Origin of the sequence: Bacillus marasmi (assembly GCF_902168435.1) — a bacterium.
Taxonomy (GTDB): domain Bacteria; phylum Bacillota; class Bacilli; order Bacillales; family Cytobacillaceae; genus Bacillus_BU; species Bacillus_BU marasmi.
Map to the genome: position 1 here is coordinate 65840 of NZ_LR656170.1, position 23866 is coordinate 89705.

The window sequence follows — 23866 nt, forward strand, 5'->3', positions numbered from 1 at the left end:
TTCATCTTCATTTGCTCATAACACCTAAACAACTGCATTTTTCTGACGCTTATACAGTTTGAGTTTTCCTAAATAATGAGTAATCATCACGAACACTGCCATAATACCGAAGTAAGTCGCAATGACACCTAATGCATTAGGACTTTGCCCTTTTCCGCTATACATGCCTCTCTGAAAACCATTAGGCATTTCAGCATTTGTTGGGAAGTCTCTGTTTTCACGGGAGAAATCACCATTATCCAAAGAATCTTCATCTCCAAATGATGTACCTGTATCGGGAGTTTGTCCTTTTGACACGTTATCATTACGCTCGAACCCTCCAGAACGACTTGATGGTATTTCACCATTCGCCGGGAAACCGCCATCTGGAGGAGCTGGCCGTTCACCATTTAGACCTCCTAGTATTTCACCACCATCGCTAAATTGACCTCTGACGAAACCCTTACCATCCATTTCTCCAAATGAGCCTTGTTCTGAGCCCGTGAAAATTGTCGCGAGTGAAACTAGTCTCATTCCGAATCCAGTCGCTACTATTTCATAGGTTCCGAACAAGAATAATCCCACAACTGCCATTTTTATGGCATAATCCATCCAGCTTGGTGTTCTCGAAATCTTAAAGATTTTTTTAGTAAGATTGATTGCCCATTGCCAATGGAGACCAACATGGACGGCAACTAACACTAGCGTGAAGTATGAAACAGATAAGTGAAGCATTTGCAGCCAGCGTTCATTTCCTAATGTTAGATTCGGAAACACAACTTTAGAAATAATGACACCAGTCAAAATAATGGTCATCATCATAATCAATAACAGCAAATTTAATAAATAAGAAAAACGGGTTTTACCTGGCAGACTTCGATCAAACAATTTTCGGGTAACCTTCTTAACCCAATTGATATTAAGGATTACATGAACAATAATGGCTGCCCCGAATCCTAATCCAACGATTTCATGGAAGGTTAACCCACCAAGAACACGATCATTGAAAAATAGCGCAAACGCCACGCCTAACAACAAATCTAAGCCAAATTTTATATAGGTTACCTTTTTCAAAAACATCATTCCTTATCTTTAATAGTTGATTACCCTACGGCAATTTCCCCACAAGCCTTACTAAATTTATAGTAGCCATAGAATATGTACAAACTATTACCAAGCTTTTAAGGGGAGATTAAAGTTATCGAACGATTCCGTAACCCCAACTCAAGGTCGCTGTATGTAATAAAAAAAGCCTTCATTCCAATAAAAAGAATGAAGGCTTTAAGTGATTAAATTTAATAATTAAAAATTATTGCCAGTGTGGTGATTTTCCAAGCTCTACTAACGCCCAAATAACATTAAACATAAAGACTCCAACACCAATTGGAATTGCAATTAACACCGTTCTGCCAATTTTGTGTTTAATCTCCGAAAGATAATACCCACAGTAGAATAATGTTACACAAGCAAGAACCAGCATGGCCACCAATACGATATACATTTTGCTTAAACTCTCCCCTTATAATACATAGATTTGTCATACTAATGCATAATCCCCAAACACAAAATCAATCTATACCCCTAATCCTATTATAATGCTATTATATGCAAAATTTAAAGAATTTTGTCTATTATTTTATATTTAATATTTTCCATTGTTGCTAACTTAGTTGATTATGCTTTTCTTCTTTTTATAAAAATCATTACCCCAGCTAGTAAGACAATCGCACCGGCAGCAATATAGATATTAGTGCTCATTCCTGAGTTCTTCTCTGCTTTCGTGTCCGTTGAGTCCTCCTCAGGCATTACGGTTTGAGCCGCCTCTTCTGAAGTTTTGCTCAAGGTGGTCGCTTGCTGGCCTTCGACAATCGTCACTTGGTCAACGCCAATAAGCTCCTTTATGTAGTTTGCATTTTCATCATTAAAGGGAGTAATCCCAATTTCGACCGATTGCTCCAATGGCGCTGTGTGGGTTACCATAATTCCTTTTTCAGCAAGTTCTTGAACATATTCTTCAAATAGGAATTGATCAATCTCAGCTTGCTTAGCAATAATTTCTTGACTTGGTTCTGAAGCACTAAACTCTGCAGCAGCAAAAGTCGTATACATTGTTACGAAGCACAAAGTTATGAAAATCATCATCCATGCCTTTTTATTTTTCATCATATTGATCTCCTTTTGTTAAGAAAAATTTAAGATTATTGAGATTCAATATATTAGACTGCCTATCGATTAATTCGTTACACTAAATAAGGACAAACTTTTAGTAAAAACAACACAGATTTCCCGGGCTAATTTCGTTAAATAAAAGGAGAAACTCACATAATGGAAAAACAACAGCGGACCAGTCTCAAACCGTTTATATCCTTAATTTTATCAACAAAAATCCCTAAGCTAGCACTCATCATCGGTTTATCAGCAAGTGTGCTGACCACCTTAGCTGGACTAATCGTCCCATTAATGACGAAAAATTTAATCGATGACTTTTCGATGGAATCATTGAGTGTTCCGCTTATTATCGGAATTGGGGCTGCTTTCCTTATTCAAGCGGTGATTAGCGGAATATCGATTTATTTGCTTAGCATGGTTGGCCAAAAGATTGTTGCTGGACTTCGTGAACGAATGTGGGTAAAGCTGATCCGTTTGCCGGTCAGTTATTTTGACCAACAATCTAGTGGAGCTACAGTCAGCCGGATTGTCAGTGATACGAGCGTTGTTAGAGATTTAATTTCCAACCACTTTCCGCAATTCATTACCGGAATTATTTCCATCATCGGTGCGATTGTTATTTTATTAATAATGGATTGGAAAATGACCCTCATGATGTTGATTTCGGTTCCTGTTACGATTGCGATTATGTTTCCGCTTGGTCGGAAAATGGCTAAAATCGCTCGGGGCCTTCAGGATGAAACGGCGACTTTCTCAGGGCATGTCCAACAAACCTTAAGCGAAATTCGCTTAATGAAATCATCTACTGCCGAGCAAAACGAAGAATTGAATGGCTTAAACGGCATCCAAAAGCTATTAAATTATGGCTTAAAGGAAGCACGTGTCACGGCCTTAATTGGGCCTATCATGTACCTTGTGATTATGGTTGTGATCGTAATGATTATTGGCTACGGCGGCATTCGGGTTGCCAATGGAACGATGTCAACAGGGTCATTAATCGCCTTTTTGCTATATCTATTTCAAATTATTATGCCGATTACCTCGTTTGCGATGTTTTTTACGCAGCTCCAAAAGGCTAAAGGAGCAACCGAGCGGATTATCGATATTCTTGAGCTATCTTTGGAGGATGGTCAAAGCGGAATCGAAATGGATATTACGAATCAACCACTCGTGGTCCAAAATGTGTCCTTTGCCTATACCGAAGATGAACCGTTAATTCAGCAAGTATCATTTGCAGCTCAGCCTGGACAAATGATTGCTTTCGCCGGACCGAGTGGCGGTGGGAAGACGACGATGTTCGGATTGCTTGAACGATTTTATGAACCGTCATCAGGGGAGATATTGATTGGCAATACTCCGATTAAGGAATTATCGCTCCGGTCGTGGCGCGGGCAGATTGGCTATGTTTCCCAGGAAAGTGCAATGATGGCTGGGACAATTCGAGAAAATCTTTGCTATGGATTAGAGAATGTGGAGCAGATTTCTGATGAACGTTTGTGGGAAGTGGCTCGTATGGCGTATGCGGAGGATTTCATTAAATCGTTCCCTGAAGGCTTGGATACGGAGGTTGGCGAACGTGGCGTAAGACTATCTGGCGGTCAACGGCAGCGAATTGCGATTGCACGGGCGTTTTTGCGTGATCCAAAAATCCTTATGATGGACGAGGCCACCGCAAGTTTAGATAGTCAATCAGAGGGCATTGTTCAACAAGCCCTAGCAAGACTAATGGAAGGGCGGACCACGTTTGTGATTGCCCACCGCTTATCGACGATTGTCGATGCTGACAAAATAATTTTTATTGAAAAAGGACGAGTCACCGGAATGGGAACGCATCAGGAGTTAATTCAAACGCATGCTCTGTATCGCGAATTTGCGGAGCAGCAATTAGCTTAAAGGGAAGATGGATTGCATTGAATTTGAAAACTGAAACATGGATGGAATGTTATAATTAACACAACATATAAAGTGAAACTTCCATCATTGGGGGTTTTCATCATCCCCCACTGATGGATAGTTGAACCAATCGGACCTATATGGGCAGTTGATTCCCCAACTATCATCCTTGTTAACTTATAAGCTAGATGGGGGATATTACTGCCGGTTAAGGCGGAATAGTAAGTCGTATTTGGGTTTACGGTTGTATTTGATATACGAGGAGGAAGGTACGATGTTAATCGTGACTACAGATTCAATTGCGAACAAAACAATTACTGATGTATTGGGTACCGTATCGGCTAGTGTCGTTCAGTCACGTCACGTTGGTAAAGATATTATGGCTGGATTAAAATCAATCGTTGGCGGTGAATTGACAAGCTATACTGAAATGCTTGAGGATTCAACGGATATGGTTAAAGAAAGACTAATTAAGGAAGCACGGGCACTTGGAGCAACAGCGATTGTCGGCGTCCGTTTTGCACTTACGGCAGGGCAAGGTACATCGGAATTAATCGGGTATGGGACAGCGGTCGTAGCAGAGTAGGGTGTTTGGGGGCATCTCGTAAATAAGGATGTCCCCAAATTTTTTCGGGAATATTAGTCATTAGTCATAGAAACGGCTCATAGGCCTATCAGCCGCGCCACACACAACGCATCATTAACTCTCCATCAGTCAGTTGTGCTGTAAGCTCTCCACCCATCTTCTGCATTAAACTCTTAGAAATCGCTAAACCTAATCCAGTCCCCTTCTTCGACCTCGTTTTATCTGCTTTATAAAATCGATTAAATAAATGAGCCAAATCCTGTTGATTCAGTTGGCCTGCCGGATTACTAATGAATAACATCACTTTTGAGTCTCGTCTTTCCAAGGAAATCGTGACAGCGCCACTCGAATGTCTAATCGCATTTAAGATTAAATTCTCTAACACCCGTTTAACTGCAGATGAATCTGCATGAATTCTTATTTCCTCAGTTGGAATCTCGATAATGGGTTCTATGTCACGTGTATTAAATTCCTCATAAAAGCCTACAAGTACCTCCTGAACTAATTGGTTCAACCTGATTTGTTCAAGCACAATCGGATAATCTGCAGACTCGATAATCGAAAGCTCGAAGAAATCGCCTAATAAATCCTTTAACCGCAAAGCGCCGCTCTTCACTACCTCCACGTATTCCTCGCGTTTTTCTACAGGTAAATCCTTCGACTCCAGCAATTGAACATAGCCTAATATCGAAGTCATTGGGGTGCGGATATCATGTGAAATATCAGCAATCGCCTGCTTCAACTCATTTTCCGTGCGCCGTTTTTCAGCATGAGCCCGCTTCGTTAAATCAATTTGCGCGTTGATTTCAACGGCAAGTGCTTCAATATCCTTATCATAAAAAGATAGATCGATTTTTTTCTCCGTTTCCTGATGGTTAACTTCACGAAGCTGCTGGGTCGCCCGTTTGATTTCTCTTTTTAAAAAATAGTTACGAGTGAGAGAAACTAATCCAATGACGACAGCCAATATCGTAAAATAAATCAATCTCTCTCACTCTCCCATCTGTTACTTTATTTCTTTTCGTTGAAAAATCATGCTGCCTAGGTAACCAAACGCTAGAATTGTGGTTAACGGGACAACAATCATTTTAAGTAAGACGGTATTTTCAAGATTCATTTGGCCGATTTCTAAAAATAACTTAAAGACCGAATGGTTAAACAAAAATTCTACGAAGGACAGTTTTTGGCTTAACATATATAAAATGCTGTCAAACAAAATAAAAAATAGAATGGAAAAACCGATCATCTTGCCACTGTCTGTTAAAACAATCGCGAAAAGAGACATGATTGAAGCAAACGCAGTCGCATATATGATTGTAAAGCCTAATGTGCGTACCAGATAATCTATTTCCGGCATTTCGTTAAAACCTGATAATAGGGAACTTATCACCATCATCACAACAGGAAATACTAAGGATATAATAATCGTTCCGATTGAAAATGCGAATAGTTTAGAAAAATATATTCGGCTTCTACTATTCCCAGAAGCACCAATACTCTTCATCGTCCCAATTGAGAACTCACTAGAAATAAAGAAGCCTGCTAAAATACATGGAACAAGCCGTACAATATAATTATTTCCACCGAGAGCTGTATTCACAAATAGGTCTTTAACTGAAATATCCTGTGAACCTACTGAGCCATCACCGAAAAGCATAAGCATGGGATAAATGATTGCAGCAACAGTTAATCCCAATACCAATGTCCAAAGCGACCGATCCTTTCGAAGCTTAAATAACTCTGCCTTGATTAGATTATCCATGCTGCACACCGCCAATCCGTTTCATAAAATATCCTTCAAGTTCTTCCCCCATTGGCATGAATTGTTCAAGGACTAAACCTTCGTTTACAAGAAGTGTTGATACTTTCCCTGGTTCATCAAGGAATTGGAACAACTGAATTGCACCATCTGGCTTTACTTCATAAGCCTCCGTACCCAGCTTATTTTCAAGAACTGTTGCTGCTTTATTTGGATTATCTACTTTAATGTGAAGATATTGCTGACATTTATGATTGATTTCATCTGCCGTTAGCTCCTCCAGCAATTCCCCCTTATGGATAATGCCATAGTGGGTTGCAAGAAGATGAAGCTCGCTCAAAATATGGCTGGAAATTAAAATCGTAATTCCATATTCACGATTCAACCTCATTAACAACTCACGAATCTCAACGACCCCCATCGGATCCAGACCGTTAATTGGCTCATCAAGAATCAGAAATTCTGGCTCACCTAACAGCGCAATCCCAATGCCAAGTCGCTGCTTCATGCCTAGTGAGAAGTTTTTGGCCTTCTTTTTACCTGTATCTTGGAGACCGACTAGCTTCAGGATTTTCCCGACAGAATCCTGTCCAGGAATTCCCTTTAGTAAGCGATTAGCCTCTAGATTTTCCATTGCCGTCATGTGCGGATAAAGAGCAGGGCCTTCAATGATTGTCCCGATTCTCTTTCTTGCTTGGATCAACTCCGCTGAATTACTTTTTCCAAATAACTCAATGTGTCCCGTTGTTGGATATGCAAGGCCTGTAACCAATTTGATTAGCGTGGATTTTCCCGCGCCATTTTGACCGATAAATCCATAAATAGAACCCTTTTTTATCGAAAGATTCACTTTGTTTAAAGCGAATTGTTTTTTATATTGCTTCGATAGTTGGTGGGTTCGGAGAATGTATTCACTCATTCTTTCTACCTCCCTCATGTATTACTTTTAATATAAAAATGAAAACATAAGAAAGGCTTAAATGATTTCTTAAGAAAACCTTAAGTTTTGAGGCGATAGCCCATTCCCCAAATTGTTTCTATGTATTCTTCATGTGGATTTGCTTTTGCAAGCTTACTGCGAAGATTGCTCAGATGGACGTTAATCGTATTATCATCATTATGATATTCTTCATTCCAAACGCTCTCAAACAAATTGGCTTTTGTAAAAACCTTCTTTGGCGAAGTCAATAGCAGGACCAAAATAGCATATTCCCTCGCAGTAACAGTGATTTCTGTTCCATTTACAAGGACTGTCTTCGCCTCGGTATCTATCATAATATCCTTATGGGCCAACTCTCGAATCCTTGGTGCTTCTGTAATCATTCTTGTTCTTCGTAAATGGGAATCAATTCGCGCTGAAACCTCCTCGATATCAAAGGGCTTTGTAATATAATCATCCGCCCCTGTCCGCAACGCTTCAACCTTGGTTTGCTGCTCCAGCTTGGCAGAAATGATGATGACCGGAACCTCCGGATTTTGTTCGCTCAGCTTAGCAAGTATTTCTTCTCCAGTTTTCCCAGGCAGCATTAAATCAAGCAACACCATGTCCCAAGCTTGTCCATTTAAATACAGCATCGCTTCAGTTCCGGAAAAGGCAGGTTGTGCGTGGTAGCCATTCCTATTTACAATGTTACATAATAACTGATTAATATCATTATCGTCTTCGACAACTAGAATTTTGATTTGTTTGTGCATAGGTACATTAACTCCTATTTCATTCATAATGATAAATCATTTCAATAAAAGTAAAGGTAGCCAAACATGTGGATGGCTACCTTCTTTGACACCTACATATTTACAATGGGATTGAAATCCTCAATTTTACCAATTAAGAATCTTGAGTATCACTTAATCCTTCGTTAATTCTTCTTCAAAGAAAAAGGTTTTAGGATATTCATTGACGATGTAAGAGTACCTTTTCATGTTTTTTACGTACTGAGATTTGCCAATGGTAACAGACTCACCGGACTCTCTAATCAAAACTTCTTCCCCGTCTGAAAAAAGATTTTTCTTCACCATCTCACCCTTTCTACTTCCTATATTGATTATAACAGTTGTTATGGTTGGCAACTGCACAAATTTTTATCCTGATAATATCTTGAAGTCAACGGCAACCTTTTCGAAACAAATAATACTCTGCTTTCAAGAAATTATTATTTTCTACATTGATAAAATCTATAGGTTGTTTTCCCTTCTGGTTTAGCGTCAATTAATTAACAAAAAAAACGCCAAACAATATCCCTTGTTGGGATATCGCTTGACACCTTGTTTTTTAAACATATATTTATTTTTCCATTTCATAATCGAGTTTTGTTAATCTTTCTTTATCGATTGGTCCGGTAAACTTTTGTTTAATTTTCCCATCCTTAGCTATTACATATGTTGTGGGAATGGTAATGGCTTGATAAATTTCTGCGACCTCCCCCTTTTCGTCTAATAGCACAGGGAATGTAATACCATATTTCTTTATAAATTGATTAATTTGATTTAGATTTTTTTCTGATGCAGTTAAATTTACTGCAAGGATTTCGACGTTTCCAGTCTTTTCCTCCTCATAAAAATCAACCATATGGGGCATTTCAGCTTTACATGGTGGGCACCAAGTAGCCCAGAAATTCACAATAACAGTCTTGCCTCTTAAGTCTGAAAGCTTTACTACTTCACCATTAACAGTAGATAGCTCAAAATCCGGAGCAAGCTCTCCAATTCCAATTCCGCCGTTGACTGCTTGGGTGCTATCATTGTTGTTGTTTATGAACAATAGAGTGATAAGTTGGTATGAAATGGTCAATATCAAAATAAACATGATGACAGTTTGAATCGCTAACTTTTTTGGAACACTTTGCAATTTTGCTTTTATAAAAAAGAATGTCAGCGCAAGTATAATGGCTAAAATAAGACCCTTCGTACCTCCGGTAAAATACAAAATGGATAGTGGGCTTTTCAATACGATGCTTGGCTCAAATACAATTAGACTAAGCTTCCAAGTGATAAAACCCCAGAATAGGCTGTCCGTAACTAAAGTAAAAATGTTGTTGTGGAGTTGTCTTGTTTGTGTTTTCTTAAGCCAAAGTTTTATTATCAGTAAACCTATAAGGAATGCTGCTGCAAGAAAAACCCACTTTTGTAAAATCGAAATCGAACCGATTTGAATATATTCCATTTTCGACTTCCTTTTAGTAATGACATTGCTGCTATCGATGTGAAAAAATAAGAGACTATTTCTAGTCCCTTTAGAAGATCTTTGATATTAAATACATGACCCCTACCAGAAGCCATACTTATCGGTTGTTATTTTCCCAGTGCCATCATGATGCTTTGTGGGTCATAACCCAATACCCACTTGCCGTTCACTTCAGATTGCGGAACACCCATTTGACCTGTTTGTCTGATTACATAATCCATCATTTCTGGTGATGTTTCCACATTAACCTCTTTGAACGAAATATTTTGATCCGCTAGGAAATTTTTTAACATTACACAATATGGGCAACGGTTAGTTGTATACACTGTTACTGAACTCATTTTCATTTCCCCTTTGTTCATTGTTTATCGCTTATTGCGAATAATTTACTTACATTATATACCCAATGGGGTATATAATCAACCGATTTGCTGAGAAAAATCAAGCCCTCTCCTTTGAAAAAAATGAGAGGGTTTCGAGAATTCATAGGTGTAATTATTTAAAATTTGGGTTTCTTTTTTCGATAATCGCATTTAATCCTTCTTGATAATCGGGATGTTCCGTCACGATTCCCATAAACGAGGAAACCATATCCAAGGAGGTTCGTAAATCTGTTTTTAAACCTTGATACACCGTTCTTTTAATGAGGCACATAGCCGTTTGCGGACCACGTGCAAGTTGATTTGCAAGCTTGTATGTTTCCTCCATTAATTTGTCATGCTGCACTTTCCGCGTAATCAAGCCAATTTGGCTCGCTTCTTCGACATCAATAATTCTTCCTGTCAGTAATAAATCGAGTGCTTTATCAATACCAATCAATCTTGGAAGCAGGTAACCACCACCGTCACCTGGTACGATTCCCACTTTTACATAACCTTCGCCAAATCTAGCTTTTTCTGAGGCAATTCTAAAGTCACATTGCAAAGCCATATCAAGCCCTGCACCAATTGCATCACCATTTACGGCAGCAATCGTTGGCTTATCAATTTCCTCCATTAATAATGGTATTCTTTGAACATACTTCCACAAGCTATTCTTTCTTGCCAGAGAAGTGCTTGAAATATCCTGGTCCTCATACCCCGTAAGATCTAGAAATCCCTTTCCTGCTTGCATTGATTTAATATCTCCTCCAGCACAGAAAGCTAGTCCATTTCCGGTTAATACCAAAACTCGGATATCATCATTATCTCTAACTTCCTCTAATGCCTTAATCCACGCCTCAATCATTTGCATGCTAAAGGCGTTTCTTGCTTCAGGACGATTCAACGTAATCGTCGCTATTCCTTCTTGCACTTCAAATAATAAATCTGCCATTCTCCCAGCCCCTTTCTACCTTTTTCAATTATAAGCTATATTTTCTAGGTCTCTATTAACGACAATTTTACTTTTTTAGCCATAAAATGAGCACTTTTGGCAAATTTAGAGGTTTATCGGAGAAATCTGATGTAAGTTAGGCTTTAATAAAATGCTATTTGTCCAATCATAATAACGTTTTACAGATAATAACAATAGTATGAAAGCCATGAATAAAAAGGAGGGATATTATGCAATATCATCCTCAACTCCCTGGCCACGTCAATATCGATCAATATAATCAGATGTTGGTCGCTCCCGAAACTTTCGCTGCAAAACCTGAGTCAATGACCGAGCAACTATTTGTTGAACGCTCGTTAACAGAAAATAAGTTTTGGTTAAGAATTATGAAGGAACATGCACTATTTTTAGGAGAAGGCTTCAATCGAAAGGATACTCATCTTATTCAACAAACAGATCGATTTTATCAATTTTTTGAACAACAAGAAAAGAAGGCATATCAAATTCCGAATAATGTAGGATTAGTGCGAAAATTTAACGAAGAAAGTATTGAATTGGTTTTTGGCTTTAGAAATTTTAAGCGGAACTTACTCATCTTAATCATAAATTGTAAAGTGAGTGGTTTCAATTTTCCATTATTGATTGATCATATTGCAAGAGAAGCTGAGTATTTTATGAGGACATTGAAGAAATTCAATCAAGGATTATTAGAGCCTATTCAGGATGCTATTATTAACGAAAACGTATTTTGGTTGAGAATCATGATGGAACACTCTCGATTCATCTCTGCATTGCTTGACCAATCTGAACGTAACTTGGTCAACACTGCCAGAAAATTTGGTGATGACTTTGAAGTACTTTTAAACCAAGCTAGAGATGTTGAGTCAATGCTAACTAAAAAACAGCCGACTTATCCCATTATCGGTAAAATGAATAAAGACAGTGAAACCGCTGCCGAAGAGATACTTGCTTTTAAGAAAACAGGGTTAGAGTTAATCAAGTCCTGTCAAATTCGTAATGTAATCAATCCATTATTAGCGGACCATGTTGTCCGAGAAGCTGAACATTTCCTTTATATGATTCATGTATTAGAAGGACGCTTAAAAGGGTAAAAAGATGACTGAAATGCAGTCTTAAAATTACTACCAGTCTAATATAGGTAATTGATAATACTGTCATAACAATATTTCAGGTTACTATATTTTATTGTATAAACTCGCGTAAATGCGCGAGTTTTGCTTTTTTATTTGATAATCCACTCAATATCACAATCTATCAAGACGGGAAAAATATATTTCTTAAAAAGTCCTCACAAAAACTAGAACATTTGTTCTATTTGTGGTACATTAGTCCTAAAGGAAGGTGACAGAGATGAAAAATGACGTTTCACTTGATGCACCTCAAGATTTAACAAAATTAACGAAACAAGATATCGGTGAATTTTTATACTTCACTCCCAAGGAAATTAAAAAAAAGCGGAAGGAATGCCTATTATGCGAGCTTTTAAAGCGGTTGAAGGGCAATGAGATTTTATTAAAAGGTCTTTATAAAAAACACGCTGAAAAGTTAGGAATGCATCCAAACCAGGTTGAAGAATACTTAAACATTACCAAAACCGAAAGATTGCGATGGACAAGCCAAAGGAAATTAACTGTTGTTAAATGGGTACCGTTTAAAAAATGGGGAAGAGAATTAGAATATCCACTTTACGATACTTATCAAATCAAAAGTATTACCACGAAAATGCTGAACAAATGGAGAGTTGATCATCAACTAGAAGTTAAAGAAAACAGAGTACAAGCAATAAAAAAGGCTCAGCAGACACGACATGAAAATATTAAATTACATAAAGATTTTTATGAAAATAAATGGAGAGCTATGCTGGCCGACTGGTACAAAACAGACGGAAAACTAGGAGCAAGTTTACAGCTTTCATTTTGGACGATGTGGATTAATCGCTGGGCAAAGGAATATCAACTCAAAGCAACAAAAGCCAAAAAGAATATAGAAAAATACTTTGATAAAAAAGATCTATTTTATGATATGAAGAATGAAGCGATGCAGCGCTTAATTCAATCTCCCTACTCATCCCTTTCATTTTATCAACCATCAAGCTCTGAAAAAATTACCTACCTCGAGTTTTGCTCTCATCACTTCGACCAATGGAAATTGGATAGACAAGAATACGGTTATCTATCCAAATTTGACTTTTACTATAATAACGAAGCAGACATTAATAATTGCAACTTATGTGAAGTCGAAATTGATGATGACTATTACTCTTTGTATTATTTAACGATACAACATCAAGACTATCACTTTTCTTTTCACACACCTTACCCCATTGGATCAGACTATCTACCCTCCAAAGAATCACTACCACAAATCTCACATGAAGCTCAAGAAGGCATATTCCGATTCGGACGATCACTATTTGAAGATGAAAAAATCATCTTTTGTGAAAAAGAGGTCATCAAACATTTTAATGAAGCAATCGTCAAGTATGATTTATATTTTGGACCTGCGGTTAATATTGGGTAATCAAGAATAATAGCATTTGAGGTGATTTTATTGGAACTTTGGGAAGCTGCGTACGTGGCTGGAATTATTGATGGTGAAGGTAGTATCACTTTGACAAGAATGCATGCAAATGAGTTTCGTAGACCTTGTATTACCATTGCTTCTACTGATTATGAATTACTTCACTACGTACAAGGTCTAAGCGGTGGCAGCATTAATAATAAAAAAAATTACAAACCTGATAAACATAAAAAATCATATACACTAAATATAAAGAAAAAGTCAGAAGTCATTAATACATTACAAGAAATAATTCCTTTCCTAAGAGTGCATAAGAAAAAAGACCGTGCTATCTGGGTTTTAGAGAAATACGATGCAGTTACATTAAGAAATGGAAAATATACAGAAATACAACGACAAGAGAAAAGAAACTTTGAAGTGGAGTTTTTTAAATTATAAAAAAGACTAGCTGGTTATCAGCTAGTCTTGTATTCCACCTATGTATGGTGGAGACGGTGGGACGTGCTCTTCCATGCTTTCGACATGGCACTGACTATATCTTGAACCTGATTGTATCAGGTCCCCTGGCGTCTTATGCGAAACATAATTTTTTACCTGTCAGGTAAGCATTTCGCATCCTAGTACTACCATGTTTTGTGGCAGCCTATAAGTCGATACACGGCTGTTGAATTACTTCACATACCGCTCGGCATTGCCTTATCGCTATTAAAGCGACTTAGGTTTCACCGATAAAGCCAGGTTTTCACTTGTGTGTTACCACACAAGGCGACTAATTACTAATCGAACCCACGTCCAGAAATATCGGCACTTAAGCTTCTACGAGTGTAGTCGGCATATTGGCGCTTCGCTGCATCTTTTGCCTACCGACAGGCGGCCGAGCAGCTAGTCTGGTTGTTCTCTTCCTTCTCCCTCAGACGGTGGGATCCGGCGTAGCCTACTAAGAGTGAGTCCGCTACCCTACCACATAGGCGATGGAGGGGCGAACAGCTATGCAGTTATTAAGCTGCGAAAGCTAGGTTTTGTTTAGATTCGCCAGTTATTGGCTTTGACGTTTTAACGAGGCCGATCCCCTCGACTCGCAACCTAAGCTCGAACTACCCCTGTCGAATCCGTAGCGTCCCCATGTAAGAAGGGTCAGTGTGTTATTCACAACACTTGACGTTAGGATTGCTCATTGATTGTCTCGAGCAAAAGTTATCTTGCCACCAACCCGGTGACATTTATTATTATATCATAGCGGGCAGGTTTTTCAATTGTTACTTCCTACCTATATTACCATGGCAGCTTTTACATATTAATCGACAAAATTCGGGTGGTGACAGGCACCTTTACATCTTTTGTTTTTCGCGGAAGACGCGTTCGATTTCGCGTTTAGCTTCTTTCTTTTTCAAGTCTTCGCGTTTGTCGTACTTTTTCTTACCTTTAGCTAAACCGATCAACACTTTAGCAAAACCATTTTTCAAGTACACCTTTAATGGAACAAGTGCATAGCCTGCTTCTTTTGTTTCACCAATTAATGTATTAATTTGTTTACGATGAAGCAATAGCTTACGAGTTCTTAGCGGATCATGATTATATCGGTTTCCTTGTTCGTATGGGCTTATATGAAAACTGTATAAATACATTTCTCCGTTGTGAATACGCGCATATGAATCCTTTAAATTACATTTACCAGCGCGGATTGATTTTATTTCTGTTCCTTGCAACACAATGCCCGCTTCATACGTTTCTTCAATAAAATAATCATGATAAGCTTTCTTATTTTGGGCAACAACTTTGCCTTCACCTTTTGGCATCAACTTCCCCCACTTTCTATCTCTCTATTTTAGCAAAAACTACCTAAAGGCTCAATTAAACCAAAAAGAGAGCCGCAATCTGTGCCGGCTCTCATCATAATCTATCGGCGTTTTTTCTTACCTTCTCGTTTTGCTTTAGATGAATTGTCATATGACTTCTTGTTTTTATTCTTTTTCTTTCCGCCTTGTTGTGACGATGTAGAAGACGATGAGGACGAAGAACCTGAACGACCGTTGCCACGACGAGGCTTCTTCTGATCACTGCCCGTTTTAAACACGCGTGGTTCTTCACTTCGTTCCCGACGTCTAGTGCCCTTCATACCAACGATTTCAAAATCAATCGAACGCTCATCCTTATTCACATTGATGACTCGAATTGTAATTTCGTCACCGATTCGGAACACATTACCAGTACGCTCACCAATCATCGCGAAATGACGTTCATCAAAGCGATAGTAATCATCGGTCATATAACTGACATGAACAAGCCCCTCAATTGTATTCGGTAGTTCAACGAAAATACCAAAATTGGTAACGGAACTGATGATACCATCATATTCTTGTCCAATTTTATCAGCCATAAATTCAGCTTTTTTAAGCTCATCTGTCTCACGTTCTGAATCGACAGCACGTCGCTCCATTTTTGAAGAATGCTCAGCAATCCCCGGCAGTCGTGCATCCCATTTCTCTCTTGTCGCCTGCTCTAGTTTACCTTCTATTAAATAGGTGCGAATCAAGCGGTGCACAATTAAATCTGGATAACGGCGTATCGGTGAAGTGAAATGAGTATAAAATTCAGTTGATAAACCGAAGTGACCCAAGCTCTCTGGATAATATTTTGCCTGCTGCATCGAGCGAAGCATAACGGTAGAAACGACCATTTCCTCCGGTTTCCCTTGCACTTCTTCAATTATTTCTTGAAGTGCTCTTGGGTGAACATCGTTCGCTGTTCCCTTTACGATATAGCCAAAATTCGTAATAAACTCAAAGAACCGTCTCAGTTTATCCTCTTTTGGATCCTCGTGAATCCGGTAAATAAACGGAACGTCCATCCAATGGAAATGCTCAGCAACTGTTTCATTGGCAGCAAGCATAAACTCTTCGATAAGTCGCTCAGCTACCGAACGTTCACGCACAACAACATCGGATGGCTTACCTTCATCATCAACGATTACTTTAGCTTCTTTAAAATCAAAATCAATCGCGCCACGCTGCATCCGTTTTTTTCGTAAAACTTCAGCCAACTCACCCATCATCTCAAACATTGGAATGAGCGGTTCATATCGTTTTAATAATTCTTCGTCACGGTCGACTAAGATTTTTTTGACATCAGAGTAGGTCATACGCTCAGTAGTCTTAATGACACTTTGGAAAATCTCATGGTTAACGACCTCACCATCAGGACTAATTTCCATGGTACAAGATAGTGTTAACCGATCAACCTTAGGATTTAAAGAGCAGATTCCATTTGAAAGACGATGCGGAATCATTGGAATCACGCGATCTACTAAATAAATACTTGTTCCGCGTTCCTCAGCTTCACGATCAATTGGGGAGCCCTCTGTAACATAATAACTAACGTCAGCAATGTGGACTCCGAGCATATAGTTTCCATTTTCGAGCTTCTTCACTTGTACTGCATCATCAAGGTCCTTGGCATCGGCCCCGTCAATTGTAACGATGACTTCATTGCGAAGGTCACGACGATTAGCAATTTCACTTTCATCAATTGAATCCGGTGTTTCATTTGCTTGATCGAGGACCTCCTCTTCAAAACCTAATGGCAGGCCATGCTTATGAATAACGGAAAGGATATCAACACCAGGGTCATTTTTATGACCAAGGATTGCGACAACTTCACCTTCCGCACTTTTTCTACCTTCCGGATAGGTCGTCAATTTCACTACGACTTTATGACCTTCTACCGCTCCACCAGAGGCTGCCTTCGGAATAAATATATCACTGGCAAACTTTTTATCATCCGGTATTACAAAACCGAAATGCTTACTTTCAGTGTAGGTACCAACAATTTGTTGAATGCCTCGTTCAATAATGCGGACAACTGTCCCTTCTCGGCGTTGCCCACTCGTAGCATTCGCGACCCGCACGAGCACGATATCCCCATGCATGGCATTGTTCGTTTCATTCGGTGGGATAAAGATATCATCCATGCCCGGTTCATCTGGAATGACAAAGGCAAATCCCTTTGCATGTCCGGTTAGTTTTCCCCGGACTAAATTCATTTTTTCAGGAAGACCATAGCGATTGCTGCGCGTCCGCACAACCATCCCTTTCTCTTCCATGACAACAAGCGCTTTAACAAATTCCTTAAATGATGATGAATCCTCAATCCCAAAAGCCTGTTCAAGCTCTTGGACAGTTAATGGCTTATAAGCCTCATCTTTCATATAGGTTAATAGCCTGTCGATGTGTTGCTGTATTTCATCCATTATATTCCCTCCTTAATGGAGAATTTTAGTTTATTCTTTCCAATCTAAATTCTCTAAAAATTGATAAATATCCTCATGTAAAACATCACGTTCCTTATCGAGCGTAATCACATGCCCTGATTGCTCGTACCATTTAATGTATTTAGTTGGTGACTCCACTTCATCATAAATGATATTAGCGCTATTAGGATTAATCATATGATCATGTCGGGCTTGGACAACAAAGGTCGGTGCATAAATCATATCGATATTGTTTCTAACCTCAGAAATAAGTTCCTGAAGAGCTTTGAGCGTTTTCATTGGCGTCTTCTGATAAGCACTCATTTCAGCTTCGACTAATTGGTTAGATTTTCCTTCACGTTGTTTATATTCGCGGGCATAATCAAGTATTCCTTCATACATGACCTCTCCGCTCTTTATGTACATCGGTGCGCACATCGGCACAATTCCCTTTATAGGTACAGTGTAACCCAATTTCAATGAAAATACGCCGCCCAAAGATAGTCCTGCCACAGCAATTTCCTCATGCCCAAGTGATTTTAAATGCTGATAGCCGCTTGTGACATCCTGCCACCAATCCTCGGGACCTGTTTCAACTAGTTGTTCTGGTGGTACCCCATGTCCTTTAAACAACGGGGCGTGACAAGTATACCCCTTTTTTTCAAGATAGCGTCCGAGCATGCGAACATCAGCAGTATTCCCTGTAAAACCATGCAGAAGCAGGACTGCTCTCTTTCCTGCCTGAAATGTAAAAGGCTTCGATGCGACCATTTTCATAATCCGATACTCCTTCAATCTATGTAAGTACTCATCTTATTTTTTAGCAAAGATTACAGATACATTCCATTAATATGACTTAGTCTCGTGAAAAATAAAAAAACCTGAGCCGCTGAGGTCAGGTTTTGATGTTTATGATTAAAGTTTAAAGTAAGAAACTAAAATCGTCAAAATAAAGAACAATACGGATAAAACAATCGTGATACGGTGGAGAACTAAATCAAGTCCCCGTGCTTTTTGCTTTCCAAATAATTGCTCCGCTCCTCCGGAAATCGCTCCAGAAAGACCCGCGCTTTTTCCTGATTGAAGAAGTACAACCGCAATTAGACCAACACAAACGATGACTAATAGGGTAACCAATAATGCATGCATGTAGTCCACCTCCTGAAAAACGTACGAATTACAGTAGTTTTAATGTACCACACTTTAAATCTAGAAACAATAGCCATTACTATTACGAAAGAGTGAACAATTGTAATGCTGAAAGGGTTTTATTTTTACAAAAGCGAATTGATATATTACAAAAATATAAAGGTGTGATGAGATGATTATTGGAAAACATAGGCAGGTCCCACGCAAGCTTTTATTTTACCAAGCAGTGAAGGCAAGACTCCCTATCAATCACCCACTCTTACCCATCATTGAAGAAGACATTCGTCGTTGTGAAGCTGGACTCGCTGGTGAAGAACGACTTGATCGCCTGTTGACCGCAAAATACCACCATGAAAAGGACTATCACCTCATCCAAGGACTCCAACTACCCTATGCTAAAGACTCCACCTTTCAAATTGACACACTCCTACTGAAACCTACCCATATTATCCCAATTGAAGTGAAAAATATGACGGGTGAATTGTGTATTGATAGACAGATAGGCCAAATGATTCAAACCGTTGGTGATAAGCGGTACGTTTACGAAGACCCGCTTACGCAAGTTCAAATCCAAGCTCAGCATTTTTATCACTGGATGATTGAGCGCGGCTTTCCAAGTGTTACAGTTGAGCCACTAGTAATGATGGGCAATTCAAATTGTATTTTGCGTATTGATAATAATGATGCAGAAGCTCAGTATCGTATTTGTCGGGGACGAAAGGTACTTTTTCGAATTGATGATCTTGACTATAAACATCGGACAGGGATCTTGACTCCAGATCAATTACACGAAATAAGTCGGCTGATTGTTCAGGAAGAGGTGGAGCAATGGTACGATTTTGAGAAAATTTATAAAACACCACGAACTGCGTTGCGGCCAGGGGTTCACTGTCCTGTTTGTGAAATATTAGGAATGAAATATTATCACGGCTTGTGGATTTGTTCACGCTGCGGATGCAAATCTCATGACGCTCACATTTTGGCGCTGCGGGACTATTACCTAATATGGGGACCAGAAATCACAAATGCGATGTTTCGGTGGTTTTTGGGGGTTGAATCCGTTCATGTCGCTTCAAAGTTATTAAAAAAGTTGAATCTTCCATCCAGAGGTCAGAATAGGTATCGAGTTTATACAATCTCCTTCGATATTTTTTAGTATGCTATTTTCTATTAGCCGATTTCCTGGGTCTATTAGCCGAATTTGAGGTTCTATTAGATAATTTCAATAGTCTATTAGATAATTTTCGGGTTCTATTAGCCAATTTCACACTTCTATTTGCCGATGCCATATTTCTGTCACAATCAAGCACCATTTTGATACCGTTTCACTAAGTTACCACCACAAAACTAACATAAAAAAACGCCGGCGAGCTCTTCCCGCCGGCGTTCCGTATTCAAGAAATTACTTCTTTAAGTTATAGAATGACTTCAAGCCATCATATACTGCTAAATCTCCTAGTTCGTCTTCGATACGTAGTAATTGGTTGTATTTTGCGATACGGTCAGTACGAGACATTGAACCAGTTTTGATTTGGCCAGCGTTAGTTGCTACTGCGATGTCAGCGATTGTTGCATCTTCAGTTTCACCAGAGCGGTGAGAAACAACTGCAGTGTAGCCAGCGCGTTTAGCCATTTCGATTGCTTCGAAAGTTTCAGTTAATGAACCGATTTGATTAACCTTAATCAAAATTGAGTTACCAACGCCTTTTTCGATACCTTCAGCAAGCTTTTTAGTGTTTGTAACGAATAGGTCGTCACCAACAAGCTGCACGCGGCCGCCAAGACGTTCAGTTAATGCTTTGTGACCGTCCCAGTCGTTTTCATCTAAACCGTCTTCGATAGAGATGATTGGGAATTCATTGCAAAGCTCTTCGTAGAATGCAACCATTTCTTCAGAAGTTAAGCCTGTGCGGCCTTCGCCTGCAAGGTCGTATTTGCCAGTTTCTTTGTTATAGAACTCAGAAGAAGCAACGTCCATACCAAGGTAGATGTCTTTACCAGCTTCGTAGCCAGCCGCTTTGATTGCTTCGATGATTACTTCTAAAGCTTCACGGTTTGAACCAAGGTTTGGTGCGAAACCACCTTCGTCACCTACAGCTGTGTTTAAGCCTTTAGCAGAAAGAACTTTCTTTAAGCTGTGGAATACTTCAGCACCCATACGGATTGCTTCTTTGAAGCTAGGAGCACCTACTGGTAAAATCATGAACTCTTGGAAGTCAACGTTGTTGTCAGCGTGAGAACCACCGTTGATGATGTTCATCATTGGAGTTGGTAATTGCTTTGCGTTGAAGCCGCCAAGGTAACGGTATAATGGAAGACCTACAAGATCAGCAGCAGCGTGAGCAACAGCCATAGAAACACCTAGGATTGCGTTTGCGCCTAATTTACCTTTGTTTTCAGTACCGTCAAGCTCGATCATTGTGCGGTCGATACCAACTTGATCAGTTACATCCATGCCTAAAATTGCATCAGCGATAATGTCGTTTACGTTTTTAACTGCTTTTAGTACACCTTTACCAAGGTAACGTGATTTGTCGCCATCACGAAGCTCAACTGCTTCGTATTCACCTGTTGAAGCACCTGATGGTACTAATGCGCGTCCAAATGCACCAGATTCAGTGAAAACTTCTACTTCAACAGTTGGGTTTCCGCGAGAGTCAAGGACTTCACGTGCGTATACGTCAGTAATAAATGGCATGAAAAATCTCTCCTTTTAATGTACAGTTTTATTTTTTCATAGAGCATTACATATTTATTTTTTAATCAATGAAGTTCCAGTCATTTCAACTGGCTTTTCGATTCCTAACAAATCAAGCATCGTTGGTGCTAAGTCGCCAAGGATTCCGCCTTCTCGAAGCTCCACGCCTGGTTTTGTAACGATAACAGGAACCGGATTTGTAGTATGGGCAGTCATTGGGTTGCCTTCAAGTGTAATAACCTCATCGGCATTTCCGTGGTCAGCCGTGATGATGGCTGCGCCGCCTTTTTCTAAAATTAAGTCAATGACGCGGCCTAAGCATTCGTCAACTGTCTCAACTGCTTTGATTGTTGGTTCAAGCATACCAGAGTGACCAACCATATCAGGGTTTGCGTAATTTAAAATGATTGCATCAAATTTATCTTCGTTAATTGCTGCGATAAGTGCGTCTGTTACTTCATACGCACTCATTTCCGGTTTCAAATCATAAGTTGCTACTTTTGGAGAAGCAATTAAGATTCTTTCCTCACCAGGGAATTCAGCTTCACGTCCACCACTCATAAAGAAGGTAACGTGTGGATATTTTTCAGTTTCGGCAATGCGAAGCTGCTTTAAGTTATTTTGCGCCAACACTTCACCAATTGTGTTATCAAGGTTTACTGGCTTGAATGCCACATATCCGTCAACTGTTTCACTGAAATGAGTCATACAAACAAAGAATAGATTGTCCGGATGCTTCTCACCACGATCGAAGGAACGAAAATCCTTGTTAGTGAATGTGTTAGAAATTTGAATCGCACGGTCAGGGCGGAAGTTATAGAAAATCACAGCATCATTATCGCCGATTGTTGCCACTGGCTCACCGTTTTCACGAGTGATGACAGATGGTAACACGAATTCGTCGTAAATGCCTTTTTCATATGAATCTTTAACAACTTCCATTGGGTCAGTATAGCTAGGGCCTTCACCGTACACCATTGCACGGTATGATTTTTCTACGCGTTCCCAACGCTTGTCGCGGTCCATTGAATAGTAACGACCAGAAATCGTCGCGAATTCACCAACACCAATTTTCTTCATTTCATCAATAGTTTCTTGGATAAATCCATCAGCTGTTTGTGGTCCAACATCACGACCATCTAAGAAGGCATGAACATAAACTTTTTCAACACCTTCAGCTGCAGCTAAACGCAACAGTGCAAACATATGTTGAATGTGGCTGTGCACCCCACCGTCAGATAACAAGCCAAATAAGTGGAGGCTTGTCCCTTCCTTTTTCACGTGGTTGATGGCGCCGACTAAGGTTTCATTTTTCTCAAATTCACCTTCACGGATTGCCACGTTCACACGTGTTAAGCTTTGGTATACAACGCGGCCTGCACCGATATTTAAGTGTCCAACCTCTGAGTTACCCATTTGACCATCTGGTAAACCTACTGCTTCACCGCTTGCCGTTAATTGATGATGCGGGAAAGTTTTCCAAAGTCGATCAAAGTTTGGTTTGTTTGCTTGTGCAACTGCATTTCCTTTTGTCTCATTACGGCACGCAAATCCATCAAGGATTATTAATGCCACGGGAGATTTACTCATTTTTTCCTGCCTCCAATAATTGTAGGTAAGATTCAGCCTCAAGGCTTGCTCCTCCTACTAACGCCCCATCGATATCAGGCTGTGACATATATTCCTTGATGTTTTCCGGTTTCACGCTGCCACCATACTGAATTCGAACTGCTTGGGCGGCTTCCTGTGAAAATTGTTCAGCTACCACTTGGCGAATATAGGCACAAACCTCGTTAGCGTCTAGTGCTGAAGAGGATTTACCTGTACCGATTGCCCAAATAGGCTCATACGCAATAACTGTTTGTTTTACTTGCTCTTCTGTTAATCCTTGAAGTCCATTTTTTATTTGACCACCAACGAAATCGTTCGTTTGACCTGCTTCACGTTGCTCTAATGTTTCTCCGCAGCAAACGATTGGCGTTAAGCCATGTGCAAATGCAGCATGAGCCTTCTTGTTCACGCCCTCGTCTGTTTCATTAAACATTTCACGACGCTCAGAATGGCCAATAATGACATATTTTACGCCAATATCGCTTAATGCAACAGGGCTAATTTCGCCGGTGAAAGCACCGCTGTTTTCAAAATGCATGTTTTGCGCGCCGATTTCAACATCAAAACCGTTAGAAATCGTCACTAATTGTTCAAGAAATAAAGCCGGAGCACAAACAACGGAATCAACATTGTCCTTAGAAGGTACTAATTTGTTCACATGCTCCATGAAGCTCTTTGCTTCTGAAAGAGTTTTATGCATTTTCCAGTTACCTGCAATAATAGGTTTTCGCATGATG

Annotated in this window: 24 protein-coding genes and 1 other RNA gene; 6 read left to right on the forward strand and 19 right to left on the reverse strand. The window is 39.5% G+C overall.

Annotation, left to right across the window (positions count from 1 at the left end; genetic code table 11):
• Positions 1-24 precede the first annotated feature (24 nt).
• The 3 genes from FXW34_RS10895 to FXW34_RS10905 form a co-directional block, all read right to left on the reverse strand.
• Entirely contained in the window at positions 25-1053 is a 1029-nt protein-coding gene (locus FXW34_RS10895) for a DUF4405 domain-containing protein (protein ID WP_187118912.1), read from the reverse strand.
• A 235-nt stretch (positions 1054-1288) separates the two neighbouring features.
• Positions 1289-1480 carry a hypothetical protein gene (locus tag FXW34_RS10900; RefSeq protein ID WP_147534023.1) on the reverse strand — a complete coding sequence of 64 codons (192 nt, stop codon included), beginning with the start codon at positions 1478-1480 and terminating at the stop codon, positions 1289-1291.
• A 173-nt stretch (positions 1481-1653) separates the two neighbouring features.
• A complete protein-coding gene (locus FXW34_RS10905; protein ID WP_187118913.1) occupies positions 1654-2142 on the reverse strand; it encodes an LPXTG cell wall anchor domain-containing protein in 489 nt (162 codons plus the stop codon).
• A gap of 162 nt (positions 2143-2304) precedes the next feature.
• On the opposite strand from FXW34_RS10905, the gene FXW34_RS10910 reads away from it, so the two are divergent.
• Both FXW34_RS10910 and FXW34_RS10915 read left to right on the forward strand, forming a co-directional pair.
• Entirely contained in the window at positions 2305-4041 is a 1737-nt protein-coding gene (locus tag FXW34_RS10910; RefSeq protein ID WP_147534025.1) for an ABC transporter ATP-binding protein, read from the forward strand.
• Positions 4042-4315: 274 nt separating this feature from the next.
• On the forward strand, positions 4316-4627 hold the full coding sequence (locus FXW34_RS10915; protein ID WP_147534026.1) for a YbjQ family protein: 312 nt from the start codon (positions 4316-4318) through the stop codon (positions 4625-4627).
• A gap of 88 nt (positions 4628-4715) precedes the next feature.
• Here FXW34_RS10915 and FXW34_RS10920 read toward each other — a convergent pair whose 3' ends face one another.
• From FXW34_RS10920 to FXW34_RS10950, 8 genes are all read right to left on the reverse strand, one after another.
• A complete protein-coding gene (locus FXW34_RS10920) occupies positions 4716-5612 on the reverse strand; it encodes a sensor histidine kinase (RefSeq protein ID WP_147534027.1) in 897 nt (298 codons plus the stop codon).
• 21 nt (positions 5613-5633) lie between these two features.
• Positions 5634-6389 carry an ABC transporter permease gene (locus FXW34_RS10925; protein ID WP_147534028.1) on the reverse strand — a complete coding sequence of 252 codons (756 nt, stop codon included), beginning with the start codon at positions 6387-6389 and terminating at the stop codon, positions 5634-5636.
• Complete coding sequence (locus FXW34_RS10930) at positions 6382-7305, reverse strand: ABC transporter ATP-binding protein (RefSeq protein WP_147534029.1); 924 nt, start codon at positions 7303-7305, stop codon at positions 6382-6384. Before FXW34_RS10930 ends, FXW34_RS10925 begins: the two co-directional genes overlap by 8 nt.
• An 80-nt stretch (positions 7306-7385) precedes the next feature.
• Positions 7386-8081 (reverse strand): response regulator transcription factor, encoded by a 696-nt coding sequence (locus tag FXW34_RS10935; protein WP_147534030.1) that lies wholly within the window; start codon positions 8079-8081, stop codon positions 7386-7388.
• A 153-nt stretch (positions 8082-8234) separates the two neighbouring features.
• The gene (locus FXW34_RS22905) at positions 8235-8402 is read right to left on the reverse strand and encodes a hypothetical protein (protein ID WP_187118914.1); all 168 of its coding nucleotides are present in this window, start codon (positions 8400-8402) and stop codon (positions 8235-8237) included.
• 268 nt (positions 8403-8670) lie between these two features.
• A complete protein-coding gene (locus tag FXW34_RS10940) occupies positions 8671-9549 on the reverse strand; it encodes a peroxiredoxin family protein (RefSeq protein WP_147534031.1) in 879 nt (292 codons plus the stop codon).
• Positions 9550-9677: 128 nt separating this feature from the next.
• Positions 9678-9911: a glutaredoxin family protein gene (locus FXW34_RS10945; RefSeq protein WP_147534032.1), complete on the reverse strand. Its 234-nt coding sequence runs from the start codon at positions 9909-9911 to the stop codon at positions 9678-9680.
• Positions 9912-10065: 154 nt separating this feature from the next.
• A complete protein-coding gene (locus FXW34_RS10950) occupies positions 10066-10884 on the reverse strand; it encodes an enoyl-CoA hydratase/isomerase family protein (RefSeq protein ID WP_147534033.1) in 819 nt (272 codons plus the stop codon).
• Positions 10885-11114: 230 nt separating this feature from the next.
• Between FXW34_RS10950 and FXW34_RS10955 the strand changes: the two genes are divergently transcribed.
• The 3 genes from FXW34_RS10955 to FXW34_RS10965 all read left to right on the forward strand — a co-directional run bounded on the left by FXW34_RS10955 (position 11115) and on the right by FXW34_RS10965 (position 13863).
• Positions 11115-11996: a DUF2935 domain-containing protein gene (locus FXW34_RS10955; RefSeq protein ID WP_147534034.1), complete on the forward strand. Its 882-nt coding sequence runs from the start codon at positions 11115-11117 to the stop codon at positions 11994-11996.
• A 259-nt stretch (positions 11997-12255) separates the two neighbouring features.
• Positions 12256-13425 carry a hypothetical protein gene (locus FXW34_RS10960; protein WP_147534035.1) on the forward strand — a complete coding sequence of 390 codons (1170 nt, stop codon included), beginning with the start codon at positions 12256-12258 and terminating at the stop codon, positions 13423-13425.
• Positions 13426-13446: 21 nt separating this feature from the next.
• Positions 13447-13863, forward strand: coding sequence for an LAGLIDADG family homing endonuclease (locus tag FXW34_RS10965; protein WP_281292934.1), 417 nt, complete (start codon positions 13447-13449; stop codon positions 13861-13863).
• Between the two features lie 339 nt (positions 13864-14202).
• On the opposite strand, the gene ssrA is transcribed toward FXW34_RS10965, so the two are convergent.
• The 5 genes from ssrA to secG form a co-directional block, all read right to left on the reverse strand.
• Positions 14203-14539: a transfer-messenger RNA gene (gene ssrA, locus FXW34_RS10970) on the reverse strand.
• A 214-nt stretch (positions 14540-14753) separates the two neighbouring features.
• Positions 14754-15221: an SsrA-binding protein SmpB gene (gene smpB / locus FXW34_RS10975; protein ID WP_147534037.1), complete on the reverse strand. Its 468-nt coding sequence runs from the start codon at positions 15219-15221 to the stop codon at positions 14754-14756.
• A 101-nt stretch (positions 15222-15322) separates the two neighbouring features.
• A complete protein-coding gene (gene rnr / locus FXW34_RS10980) occupies positions 15323-17671 on the reverse strand; it encodes a ribonuclease R (protein ID WP_425457424.1) in 2349 nt (782 codons plus the stop codon).
• A 30-nt stretch (positions 17672-17701) separates the two neighbouring features.
• On the reverse strand, positions 17702-18448 hold the full coding sequence (locus FXW34_RS10985; RefSeq protein WP_147534039.1) for an alpha/beta hydrolase: 747 nt from the start codon (positions 18446-18448) through the stop codon (positions 17702-17704).
• 138 nt (positions 18449-18586) lie between these two features.
• On the reverse strand, positions 18587-18820 hold the full coding sequence (gene secG / locus FXW34_RS10990) for a preprotein translocase subunit SecG (RefSeq protein ID WP_147534040.1): 234 nt from the start codon (positions 18818-18820) through the stop codon (positions 18587-18589).
• Between the two features lie 172 nt (positions 18821-18992).
• On the opposite strand from secG, the gene FXW34_RS10995 reads away from it, so the two are divergent.
• Positions 18993-19976 carry a nuclease-related domain-containing protein gene (locus tag FXW34_RS10995; RefSeq protein WP_147534041.1) on the forward strand — a complete coding sequence of 328 codons (984 nt, stop codon included), beginning with the start codon at positions 18993-18995 and terminating at the stop codon, positions 19974-19976.
• A 246-nt stretch (positions 19977-20222) separates the two neighbouring features.
• Here FXW34_RS10995 and eno read toward each other — a convergent pair whose 3' ends face one another.
• The 3 genes from eno to tpiA are packed head-to-tail and all read right to left on the reverse strand — an operon-like array spanning position 20223 to position 23862.
• Positions 20223-21518 carry a phosphopyruvate hydratase gene (gene eno / locus FXW34_RS11000; protein ID WP_147534042.1) on the reverse strand — a complete coding sequence of 432 codons (1296 nt, stop codon included), beginning with the start codon at positions 21516-21518 and terminating at the stop codon, positions 20223-20225.
• Positions 21519-21572: 54 nt separating this feature from the next.
• The gene (gene gpmI / locus FXW34_RS11005; protein ID WP_147534043.1) at positions 21573-23108 is read right to left on the reverse strand and encodes a 2,3-bisphosphoglycerate-independent phosphoglycerate mutase; all 1536 of its coding nucleotides are present in this window, start codon (positions 23106-23108) and stop codon (positions 21573-21575) included.
• Positions 23101-23862: a triose-phosphate isomerase gene (gene tpiA, locus FXW34_RS11010; RefSeq protein WP_147534044.1), complete on the reverse strand. Its 762-nt coding sequence runs from the start codon at positions 23860-23862 to the stop codon at positions 23101-23103. Before tpiA ends, gpmI begins: the two co-directional genes overlap by 8 nt.
• Between the last annotated feature and the right edge of the window lie 4 nt (positions 23863-23866).

Bases quoted from the DNA above. Each gene is read 5' to 3' on its own strand.
- eno (WP_147534042.1), bottom strand. From the start codon at position 21,518: ATGCCATTTATTACTGACGTATACGCACGTGAAGTCCTTGACTCTCGC.
- FXW34_RS10900 (WP_147534023.1), bottom strand. From the start codon at position 1,480: ATGTATATCGTATTGGTGGCCATGCTGGTTCTTGCTTGTGTAACATTA.
- rnr (WP_425457424.1), bottom strand. From the start codon at position 17,671: ATGGATGAAATACAGCAACACATCGACAGGCTATTAACCTATATGAAA.
- FXW34_RS10950 (WP_147534033.1), bottom strand. From the start codon at position 10,884: ATGGCAGATTTATTATTTGAAGTGCAAGAAGGAATAGCGACGATTACG.
- FXW34_RS10955 (WP_147534034.1), top strand. From the start codon at position 11,115: ATGCAATATCATCCTCAACTCCCTGGCCACGTCAATATCGATCAATAT.
- FXW34_RS10915 (WP_147534026.1), top strand. From the start codon at position 4,316: ATGTTAATCGTGACTACAGATTCAATTGCGAACAAAACAATTACTGAT.
- FXW34_RS10930 (WP_147534029.1), bottom strand. From the start codon at position 7,305: ATGAGTGAATACATTCTCCGAACCCACCAACTATCGAAGCAATATAAA.
- FXW34_RS10940 (WP_147534031.1), bottom strand. From the start codon at position 9,549: ATGGAATATATTCAAATCGGTTCGATTTCGATTTTACAAAAGTGGGTT.
- FXW34_RS10960 (WP_147534035.1), top strand. From the start codon at position 12,256: ATGAAAAATGACGTTTCACTTGATGCACCTCAAGATTTAACAAAATTA.
- secG (WP_147534040.1), bottom strand. From the start codon at position 18,820: ATGCATGCATTATTGGTTACCCTATTAGTCATCGTTTGTGTTGGTCTA.
- FXW34_RS10985 (WP_147534039.1), bottom strand. From the start codon at position 18,448: ATGAAAATGGTCGCATCGAAGCCTTTTACATTTCAGGCAGGAAAGAGA.
- FXW34_RS10995 (WP_147534041.1), top strand. From the start codon at position 18,993: ATGATTATTGGAAAACATAGGCAGGTCCCACGCAAGCTTTTATTTTAC.
- smpB (WP_147534037.1), bottom strand. From the start codon at position 15,221: ATGCCAAAAGGTGAAGGCAAAGTTGTTGCCCAAAATAAGAAAGCTTAT.
- tpiA (WP_147534044.1), bottom strand. From the start codon at position 23,862: ATGCGAAAACCTATTATTGCAGGTAACTGGAAAATGCATAAAACTCTT.
- FXW34_RS10910 (WP_147534025.1), top strand. From the start codon at position 2,305: ATGGAAAAACAACAGCGGACCAGTCTCAAACCGTTTATATCCTTAATT.
- FXW34_RS10935 (WP_147534030.1), bottom strand. From the start codon at position 8,081: ATGCACAAACAAATCAAAATTCTAGTTGTCGAAGACGATAATGATATT.
- FXW34_RS10945 (WP_147534032.1), bottom strand. From the start codon at position 9,911: ATGAGTTCAGTAACAGTGTATACAACTAACCGTTGCCCATATTGTGTA.
- FXW34_RS10905 (WP_187118913.1), bottom strand. From the start codon at position 2,142: ATGAAAAATAAAAAGGCATGGATGATGATTTTCATAACTTTGTGCTTC.
- FXW34_RS10925 (WP_147534028.1), bottom strand. From the start codon at position 6,389: ATGGATAATCTAATCAAGGCAGAGTTATTTAAGCTTCGAAAGGATCGG.
- gpmI (WP_147534043.1), bottom strand. From the start codon at position 23,108: ATGAGTAAATCTCCCGTGGCATTAATAATCCTTGATGGATTTGCGTGC.